General features: G+C 44.6%; 8 protein-coding genes and 1 pseudogene. 5 read left to right on the top strand and 4 right to left on the bottom strand.

Features of this window, described 5'->3' with window-relative positions:
- The first annotated feature begins 171 nt into the window (after positions 1-171).
- Positions 172-960, top strand: coding sequence for a ChbG/HpnK family deacetylase (locus tag QOS03_RS05300; RefSeq protein WP_283575603.1), 789 nt, complete (start codon positions 172-174; stop codon positions 958-960).
- 107 nt (positions 961-1,067) lie between these two features.
- Here QOS03_RS05300 and ndk read toward each other — a convergent pair whose 3' ends face one another.
- The gene (gene ndk, locus QOS03_RS05295; protein ID WP_169461694.1) at positions 1,068-1,499 is read right to left on the bottom strand and encodes a nucleoside-diphosphate kinase; all 432 of its coding nucleotides are present in this window, start codon (positions 1,497-1,499) and stop codon (positions 1,068-1,070) included.
- A gap of 584 nt (positions 1,500-2,083) precedes the next feature.
- On the opposite strand from ndk, the gene QOS03_RS05290 reads away from it, so the two are divergent.
- Positions 2,084-2,932 carry a hypothetical protein gene (locus tag QOS03_RS05290; RefSeq protein WP_283575602.1) on the top strand — a complete coding sequence of 283 codons (849 nt, stop codon included), beginning with the start codon at positions 2,084-2,086 and terminating at the stop codon, positions 2,930-2,932.
- 304 nt (positions 2,933-3,236) lie between these two features.
- Here QOS03_RS05290 and QOS03_RS05285 read toward each other — a convergent pair whose 3' ends face one another.
- Entirely contained in the window at positions 3,237-4,025 is a 789-nt protein-coding gene (locus tag QOS03_RS05285; protein ID WP_272208927.1) for an ABC transporter permease, read from the bottom strand.
- The gene (locus tag QOS03_RS05280; protein ID WP_283575601.1) at positions 4,018-4,656 is read right to left on the bottom strand and encodes an ABC transporter ATP-binding protein; all 639 of its coding nucleotides are present in this window, start codon (positions 4,654-4,656) and stop codon (positions 4,018-4,020) included. Before QOS03_RS05280 ends, QOS03_RS05285 begins: the two co-directional genes overlap by 8 nt.
- Positions 4,657-4,798: 142 nt before the next feature.
- Here QOS03_RS05280 and QOS03_RS05275 point away from each other — a divergent pair, with 142 nt between their 5' ends.
- The 3 genes from QOS03_RS05275 (at position 4,799) to QOS03_RS05265 (ending at position 6,090) form a co-directional block, all read left to right on the top strand.
- Complete coding sequence (locus tag QOS03_RS05275; protein ID WP_283575600.1) at positions 4,799-5,197, top strand: hypothetical protein; 399 nt, start codon at positions 4,799-4,801, stop codon at positions 5,195-5,197.
- 17 nt (positions 5,198-5,214) lie between these two features.
- Positions 5,215-5,589: a VOC family protein gene (locus QOS03_RS05270; protein ID WP_283575599.1), complete on the top strand. Its 375-nt coding sequence runs from the start codon at positions 5,215-5,217 to the stop codon at positions 5,587-5,589.
- 174 nt (positions 5,590-5,763) lie between these two features.
- Complete coding sequence (locus QOS03_RS05265; protein ID WP_283575598.1) at positions 5,764-6,090, top strand: hypothetical protein; 327 nt, start codon at positions 5,764-5,766, stop codon at positions 6,088-6,090.
- Between the two features lie 222 nt (positions 6,091-6,312).
- On the opposite strand, the pseudogene mgtA reads toward QOS03_RS05265, so the two are convergent.
- A pseudogene (gene mgtA / locus QOS03_RS05260) lies at positions 6,313-9,063 on the bottom strand (magnesium-translocating P-type ATPase).
- Positions 9,064-9,217: the final 154 nt, after the last annotated feature.

Raw genomic sequence — 9,217 nt, 5'->3', positions numbered from 1 at the left:
AGCGCAGAAAAGTTCCGCGCTCAAGCCGCATAAATAATTTTTCTATTTAAACTGTATACTTGACAGGCAATAGTGCCTCCCGAATGCTGGAGTATTTTTGTTTTTTCGAAAATCCAATAATGATATTATTACTCAAGAAAGGTTGAAAAGGATTAAAGGACGGAGGAAACGTTGAATGAAAAAATAATTGTTCGTGCTGATGATCTGGGATACTCATGTGCCGTCAACTACGGAATCTATGAGGCAACGCATCGTGGCATTGTTAATAACGTCTCACTGATGGTTAACCTGCCATTCAGTGAACATGGCTGGAAGCTTTTAAAAAACGAACCAGATACTGATATTGGACTCCATGTCGTAATCTGTGCGGGTAAACCGCTCAGCGATCCGAAACTGGTATCGAGTCTGGTGCAGGAAGATGGAAGTTTTAAACGTTCGCAGGTTTATCACGATGCTTTTGAACAGGGAAAAGACATTGTTGATTACGAAGACGCAGTCAGAGAAGTTGAGGCTCAATACGAATGTTTCGTGGAGATGACTAAGCGTGAGCCGGACTATCTGGCAGGCCACACGGTACTAAGCCTTAATTTTATCCAGGCGCTGCGTGACGTGGCCAGTGAGCATCAGATTCCATATTTAAGTTTTGATGTTGAGCATGACTTTGAGTTTCAAGGACAGAAACTGACGCCATTTATGGAAGATTTCAGTTTGGACTACGATCCGTTGGCAACGCTGGCGCACGTGCTTTCGGCTGCTGACAAGCGCCCACATGTAATACCTGAACTGATTTTGCATCCTGGTTTTTTGGATCAGTTTATTCTGCAGCATTCACATCTGGTCTACCCAAGAACGCTGGATGTTGAGATGGCAACCAGTGGCCAGGCAATCGAAATGATCGAGCGCCATGACGTGCAATTAGTACGTTATTCCGAGTTGGCAGACTCAGCCAAGCATGATTAGACCAAAAATGATATTAAAAGGCCAGCAGGCAAATCAGCTTGCTGGCCTTTGTTATTTGAAATCAAAAAATCCCGATCCTAAAATCGGATCAAGATTGACTCAATTATCTAGAACTTGAATTCAGGGAACCAGATCCCGATCTCGCGGGTAGCACCTTCAACAGTGTCAGACGTGTGAATGACGTTACGTAAAACGCCATCAGGCCATTCACGACCAAAGTCACCACGAATCGTTCCCCATTCGGCTTGCCCAGGGTTGGTAGCCCCAGCCATGTTGTGGATAGCCTCAACGACGTTGGTTCCGGAAACCACCATACCAACGATTGGTCCTTCCATCATGTAGGTCAGGATTTCAGGCCAGAATGGCTTATCGGTCTTGTCGTAATAGTGACGCTCCAACTCGTCTTTAGTAGCATTGATCATCTTCAACGCTTCAATCCGGTAGCCTTTGCGTTCAATTCGCGTGATGATGTCGCCAATGTGACGCGTCTTGACGCCATCGGGTTTTACTAAAACCAAAGTGTATTCATCTTCGACCATGTTAGCGGCCTCCCTTTAACAATGTATACTATTAGGATATCATATTGACTATTTTTGTCAAGAAATCGTTTTCAAAATAAATAATTGGCGATAATTCATAAAATGATGATAACTATTTGATATAAAGAACCCAATTTCATAAAGCCAAGCCTAAATCCTTGCAAAAAACAATGGAATCAGTAAAATTAAACCGACATAGTTAGTTAGAGAAGCTTAACCAATTCGGCAAATTGGTTATTAAATGATTAGATGATTGGTACAAGAAAGTTAAGATAAGGCGCTAGCGGCAGTATGATTGCCGACGTATTAAGGATCTGACGTTCAAAAGCAGAGCGTTGGATCCTTTTATTTTGTAGTTCAGTAAATCGTAAAACATTATCGCTAAATAATTTGCCAGCCTAAAAATCTGATTGGAGCTGATCAAATATTCATCATTAGTTTGGCATGCTTAACGGCTAACTGTTTGAATTCTTAAGCAGGAATGAGCAAGCAGCTGTTTTTTTGCAGATTTTTGGCAGAATTGATATAATCCGCAACCAATGTTATCAACTATAATAAAAGTAAACCATGCGGAAGGTGAGACTATGACAAATATATTGATGATGTCTGACGGCTTGGGGCTGTTTTGCCTTTTAGTCCTGGGATTATTTTTAATGCTGGCGGTTGGCTTTATGTGGGGCGATTTTTGTCGGTGCATGCGTCGTCATCGTCTTGACGTACTGTCACAGCGCCATCCGATTTCTTGGCGGATTCTGCCTTTGGATTCACCCGAAGCGCTGCGGGGTCTGCGAATCTTCAATGGCTTTCATAAAACGCTTGAGTCGGCTAGCGAGTATCTGGCCCATAACAACCGCGATACTGCTAAAGGGGTGATGGATCAGTACATGACGCCGCTGGAAGCAAAGGCCTTTTTGCAAGAATGTGAACAGCGTGTGTATGAAAGTCGGCGTGAATTGGATATGCAATTGGACCTGATTCGCTGTCGTGAGGTTAAGCTGGAAGGGCAGCGGACGATTTTTGAGCTGACCACGCGCCAAAACGGTCATGAGCAGCGTCCTGATGGCAAGCCGGTCGCAGTTAGCTATGAACGAGTTGATACGTTCGTTTGGGATGAGACACATGAAAAAATGCTGCGAATCTGGCGTGGGGGAGCGACTGGTCAGGAGCTGGAAGTCTGGATTTCACAATTCGTCTATCCATATGGCAAGTACTGGCGGAATATGCGCAATGCAGCGCTGGCTATTGCCGTACTGCTGATCGTAGCAGCGTTTGCGATTGGCGTATGCTTTGGCAGCTGGCCGATCAAGAGCTGGGAGCCGATTGTCTGGGCGTGCATCATGCTTTACGTTGGCTTAGGCTTGCTGTTCTCGCCACTGATCAGCTCTGATCGTGATGCCGCAGCCGAAGAGTATGTACGTTACCTAAAACGATAGTAATGAATAACTATACAATTCATTAGGCAATGTTAAATAAACAGATGATTGGTTTCGATTTGTCCTTAAATATCGTATAATTGTCAAAACTGGTAGTCAGTTGACAATGTCAAAAAAGAGGCTGGGAATTACCCCAACCTCTTAACTATTTTATGGATAATAATGCCTCAGCGCAGTAGCTGGCTGGCAGGTCAAATGCTGATAAATCAGCATTTGACCGACCTAGCCATCCTTGCAGAGGTTCGAAGACAAACTCCGAAAATCGGTCGCAAGCTGATTTTCGGAGTTTTTTCTCACTCTCTTTTTACTTGGTTTCATTTTCCTGTGCCAGACGATCAATCAGCTGCAGATCATCAGAAAAGAAGCGCTGATAAGCGATATAGCATGAGCAGACTGATCCTAGACTAGTTGCTGATAGTAGCATGAAAACAACCATAATCTGATATTTAATGGCATAGACTGGATCGACCCCAGCAAAGATCAGTCCCGACATCATCCCTGGCAGACTGACGATGCCATAAGTCTTGGCTGAGTCGATGGTTGGCTGCATACCGGTTTTGATACAGGCCCTAACGATATCGCCGCTGGCTTGAAATGCCGTTGCCCCTAAGGCAAGACGCTCCTCAACAGCTTGGTGCATGTCGTGAAACTTGGTCTTCATTTGGCGGTAGCAAAGCCCGATGGCAACCATTGAATTGGAGGCAATCATTCCAGAAATTGGCACAATCTGTGAAGGGATAAACTTAATGGCACCTGACCAGACTAGTCCACCCATGGTAACGCCGGTACTGATCAAAATTGCCAAAAACGAAGGCCAGAATAGATTGGGGATGCCACTGCCACGTCCAGCAGCATTACGGGCGGCATTGAAAATAATGATTAAAACCATGGCGCCGGTAACCCAGACGTTATCCAGGGCAAAGATGTACTTTAGAATATAGCCGACAATCGTTAGCTGTACGATTGCCCGGACAACGCTGATGATCATGTCACGATTCAATCCCAGCTTTTGGCGATACGAGATAAACAGGGCGATTAACACCAGTCCGGCTGCATAAAGCAGGCTGACGTTATTGACGTGAACGCTATTCATGGATTTGACCTCCCTTGATCGTAACGATTTTTTCAGCTTGTGCCAGTTCTTCTTGATCGTGCGTGATCGCCAGAATAGTTCCTTTTTGGCGATAATTATCAATTAATCGATGGACGATCTGCTTGTTTTCGGCATCCAAGCCAGTTGTTACCTCATCCAAAAGCAAGACGTCTGGTTCAAACATCAAATTGCGAATTAAGGCAATCCGCTGTTTTTCACCGCCAGACAGGCTTGCTATATTTTTTGAAAGGTAGTCGGCAGGCAGGTTGATCTGATCTAAAAGTGCGTGCTGCCTTTCTTGATCAGGTACTTGATTGCGAATCTGGAAAGGAAAATTCAAATTATCAGCAACCGTTTCGCCAAATAAGACAGGTTGCTGAAAACAATAGGAAACGTGGCGTCGATAATCATGGGGTGGAATTAAAAAGGCATCGCTTTCGTTGTATAAGAGCTTGCCGCTGCTGGGCGTCAAAAGGCGAGCACAGATTTTAAGAATAGTACTTTTCCCTGCACCAGATGGTCCGGCTAAAGTGATGAAGGATCCCTTAGGAATGCTGAGATTAATATCCTTTAACAGTGTTTTTCCCCGGATGGTCAGACTGATCTGATGCAACGTTAAAACATCGGTCATTATAGTTCACCTCAACTGTTAATTAAGTATGGTTTCATTTTAACGGTTCGTACTTAGCCACTCAATAAATTGAACCTGTAGGCGCTGTCAGTTTTCTGATATAATGAAAGATAAACGACAGATAAAGCTTTGGGGGAGAATCATGCGAAAAACAATCAATAAGAGTACCGGCGAAATGCCGATCAGTCTCAATCAAAAGCCTTTGGGACCATTGCAGGAGCTGAACCATGATCCTAGCGGCTATGATCATGTCTACGTGCGGGCATTTTCTGGTATCGAATTTGTTATCTTAATCAGCGTCATTATCTTATGCCTGTTTTATCGCTTTGGGCTGGCGCTGGCCGTATTGCTTGGTGGCTTGCTGTTTTATCAAAAGGTCGGCATTCGCGATCCCAAAACTGGTCAGTCATGGGTGGTTTCGCGTCGGCAGTGGCACCAGTACTGTCAATATAATGGCATCGACTGGAAAAGATGGCGTGAACAGAGCCATGCTGCGTCGGTTGCCAAACATATTAAGCAACGACAATCAGAGCCGCAATAGTGAGATGAGGTGTTAGAATGCTGCAGTCAATGAACGTAATGGTTTATGTTGATGATGTCGAAAAAGTAGCGGCCTTTTTTGAACAAGCTGCTGGGACACCACGGGCTGATGAAAAAACGCTGATTGATGGTTCAAAGACGATCTCGGTCCCAATTCTGCCGGAAGCCAGCCTCCAGTTTTACAGTCGCGCCTTCATTCAAAAATACTCGCCAGAAGTGATGCTCAATTCGCCTTCTATCATGTTTTATGTTGATGATCTGGCCTCAGCCCATGCCAGGTTGCTGCAGATGGGGGCTACGGTTAATGAAATCGTTTTGGTCGGTAATCAGCAAACGTTTAATTTTGCTGATCCAGAAGGCAACTGGTATGCTGTCGCCGAAAAAAATGTCTAGTGGGCTGTCGAAAAATTGATGGCAGTTTTTCAGAAAGCGGACTTTGCTAGACAGAATTGATGGTCAGCAGATTTAATCAAGCAATGTAGTTTCATTTTTTAAAACAATTCATCCGTACAAATATCTATCCGCTGCGCTATAATTAAAGTACTAATTAATATAGGGGATGGAGACATGGGAAAAAATAAGCTGCCGCTGCAAAGCGAGGCTACAATGGAATATGATCGAGTATTTGAACGCTTGATACCAGTCGGGCAGTTCTTCTTTTTAATGCTGGCGATTGCATTTGCACTGTTCATGCAGTTTGCATTAGCCGCCGTACTGTTGGTGCTGGGATTATTATGTGGCATTCGCATTTCAATTCGCGATCCTAAGACAGGCAGATCATGGAGCGTACCGCGCCAAAATTGGCAGCATTATTGTGAATATAATCAAATCGGTCACAGTCTCAAACAACAAATGAATGTATCGGCAATTGCTGCAGCGATTAAGCAGCGTTAAACACGTTAAGTAAAAAATCGCATCGACTAATAGCCGGTGCGATTTTATTTTATCCGTATCTATTTAATCAAGAACGCCTATGAGTCTGCTTCTTGGGCGGTAACAGCCAAAAGATCAGATTCATCACGACTATGATTGCTAAAACGATAATCAGACCAATCCAAAAAGTTTTGGCTGGGTGAAATGTACTTAACAGAATCGTCAGCATGATAATCACCTTCCTTAAAGCAGTTCGCCAAAGTGACGAATATAGGCCTTTTTAATGCTGGTAGCCAAAATTATGTAGCACATCACACATAGAATCAGATACCAGAAATAGCTGCTTGGCAAAGCGACAAACCCTAATGCCCGACCAACTGCGGTAAATGGAATCAAAGTTGCCAGAGCAATGCCGATCATCGAGAGCAGAATCAGCTCAGCCGAGGCGCGGCTCTGGATAAATGGAATCTTAGGTGTCCGAATCATGTGAATGACCATTGTCTGACTCCACATTGATTCAACGAACCAGCCTGCTTGAAACATTCCTACATATTTGAGCTGCATGGCTGCTAATACTGCACCGGTAAAGTGGGCGGGCAGATCGGTATATAAAATGCCATGTGAAACAAATAATGGACAAAAGATAAAGTACATAAACAAATAAGTCGTTAGGTCAAAAACAGAGCTGGTTGGTCTCAACCAGATCATGAAGCTGCCGATTGAAGGGGCATTCCATTCACGTGGTACCTTTAGATAGTCGCTATCAACGTTGTCCCATGGGATCGCCGTACAGCAGCAGTCATAGATCAAATTGAGCAGCAGCAGCTTTTCATTGGTAAAAATGGCAAGAGGGCTGCGGCAATCAGAACGGAGAAGATGTTCCCAAAGTTGGAAGAAGCCGTCATCTTGATGTATTTAATCATGTTGGCATACGTCTTGCGACCTTCTACGATTCCGCGTTCCAAAATCATCAAGTATTTTTGCAGCAAGATGACATCAGCTGATTCCTTGGCCACGTCAACGGCATTGTCGACCGAGATACCAATATCGGCGGCTTTCATGGCTTCAGCGTCATTGATACCATCGCCCATGTAGGCAACAGTATGCCCCTTGGCACGTAAAGTAGAAACAATACGCGACTTCTGATCGGGAGTCAGCTTGGCAAAAACCTGTGTTTGTTCAACTTGATCAGCCAGTTCTTGATCCGACATTTTGACTAAATCCTCACCCAACAATAGGTGTGATACGGACATGCCGACTTCTTGACAGACCGTGGCCGTAACCTTGTCGTTGTCACCAGTTAGAATTTTGGTTGTTACGCCATGTTCCAAAAGGGCTTTTAGGGCACGACCGGTTGATTCCTTTGGTGGATCGAGAAAGGCCAGATAGCCCATTAATACCATGTCTTTTTCATCCTTGGCACTTAAGACGTCAACCGGTGCCGGATCGGTTTTTTGAGCCAGAATTAAAACACGAAAACCCTTGTTGTTCAAGCGATCTACCATATCTTTAACTTGTTTTTGCAACGCGGGCGTCAGTGGCTGAATACCGGATTTGGTTTCAGCATAGCTGCAGATAGAAAGCATTTCTTCAACCGCGCCTTTGGTTACCATCTGTCTCTCGCCATTTGGATTTTTGACAACGATGCTGAGTCGGCGCCGCTTAAAATCAAACGGAATCTCATCAATCTTAACGTAATCGTCTTCTAGATCCTGCAGTTCAGGGTGTGATTCGGTATCCTCAGCCTTGGCGATGATGGCTTTGTCCATGACGTTTTTATAGCCGGTTTGAAAATAGCTGTTTAAAAAAGCATGTCTTAAAATACGATCATTGGATTGACCATCAATATTCCAGTAACAGTCCAAGACGATTTTGTCCTGCGTCAGTGTCCTGGTCTTATCGGTACAGAGAATATCAGCGGCTCCGAAATCTTGAATCGAATTGAGATTCTTGACAATCGTCTTCTTTTGGCTCATGGCAATTGCACCCTTGGCCAGGCAGGTGGTAACGATCATTGGCAGCATTTCCGGCGTTAGACCGACTGCTGTCGAGATCCCAAACAAGAAAGCCTCCAGCCAGTCATGCTTGGTTAGACCGTTGATGAAAAATACCAATGGCACCATGACCAGCATGAAATGAATCAGTACCCAGCTGACGGAATTAACGCCTTTGGTAAAGTTGGTTTCGACCTTTTCTTTAGAAACGGCGCCAGCCATTGAGCCAAACATGGTATTAGAGCCGACCTCAATTACCAGCCCAAGACCGCTGCCGGAAATAACATTGCTGCCCATCAAGGCGATATTTTCATAATCGGTAATCTGCGGTTTTTTTACCTCATCGGCCGCGCTTTTTTCTACGGGACGACTCTCGCCAGTCAGCTCAGATCGATTAACGAATAAGTCGGTATTTTCCAAGATTCTTAAATCAGCCGGAATCATGTTGCCCGCGGAAAGATGGACGATATCGCCAACCACGACGTCATTGAGATCGATGTCTTTTTCTTGACCATTACGCGTTACGGTGCAGGTAGTCTTGATCATTGCCAAAAGCTTGGCCGTTGCATTGCCACTGCGGTATTCCTGAACAAAGCGTAGTACACCGGAGATCATGATCATCGTAACGATAATAACGACCGTCGCACAGCTGAAGTTCGCCGGCTTACTTCCAAACAGTGATAAAGTAGGGAAAGATCATGTCGGTAAATGTTGAGACAATGGCCAGAATCAAAAGAATTGCGGTAAATGGATTGACAAAGGCACTGAGCAGACGCTTGCCGATTGACTGCTGTTTTTGCTGCTGGACCTTGTTGGCGCCAAATTGCTTACGGCTTTGGGTTACCTGTGAGTCGCTCAAGCCTTGCCTACTGGTGTTGAAATGTTTTAAAAGCTCAGCTGCCGAGTGCGTGGCGGAGTAGTCAACGCGGACCTGGCGAGCTTTTTGTGCCGCGACTTGCGCTGAGTCAGTCACGGATTGCTGTTTTTGACTGCTCATCATTAAAACCCCCTTGTTTAATGAAGAATCTGCACATCCCATTTCGTCTCCATTTTAGCGTAATTCTAGCAAGCGGTTTCAAACAAAAAGATAAATAAATAGACAGTTATGCCAGATTGTATCGCTTCATTCATGACTGCTGGTTGCTAGATAATTT

Source organism: Limosilactobacillus pulli, assembly GCF_947381555.1.
Lineage (GTDB): Bacteria > Bacillota > Bacilli > Lactobacillales > Lactobacillaceae > Limosilactobacillus > Limosilactobacillus pulli.
Note: the sequence above shows the minus strand (reverse complement) of the source record. Positions and strands in the feature narration are given on the sequence as shown.

Bases quoted from the DNA above. Each gene is read 5' to 3' on its own strand.
- ndk (WP_169461694.1), bottom strand. From the start codon at position 1,499: ATGGTCGAAGATGAATACACTTTGGTTTTAGTAAAACCCGATGGCGTC.
- QOS03_RS05290 (WP_283575602.1), top strand. From the start codon at position 2,084: ATGACAAATATATTGATGATGTCTGACGGCTTGGGGCTGTTTTGCCTT.
- QOS03_RS05285 (WP_272208927.1), bottom strand. From the start codon at position 4,025: ATGAATAGCGTTCACGTCAATAACGTCAGCCTGCTTTATGCAGCCGGA.
- QOS03_RS05280 (WP_283575601.1), bottom strand. From the start codon at position 4,656: ATGACCGATGTTTTAACGTTGCATCAGATCAGTCTGACCATCCGGGGA.
- QOS03_RS05275 (WP_283575600.1), top strand. From the start codon at position 4,799: ATGCGAAAAACAATCAATAAGAGTACCGGCGAAATGCCGATCAGTCTC.
- QOS03_RS05270 (WP_283575599.1), top strand. From the start codon at position 5,215: ATGCTGCAGTCAATGAACGTAATGGTTTATGTTGATGATGTCGAAAAA.
- QOS03_RS05265 (WP_283575598.1), top strand. From the start codon at position 5,764: ATGGGAAAAAATAAGCTGCCGCTGCAAAGCGAGGCTACAATGGAATAT.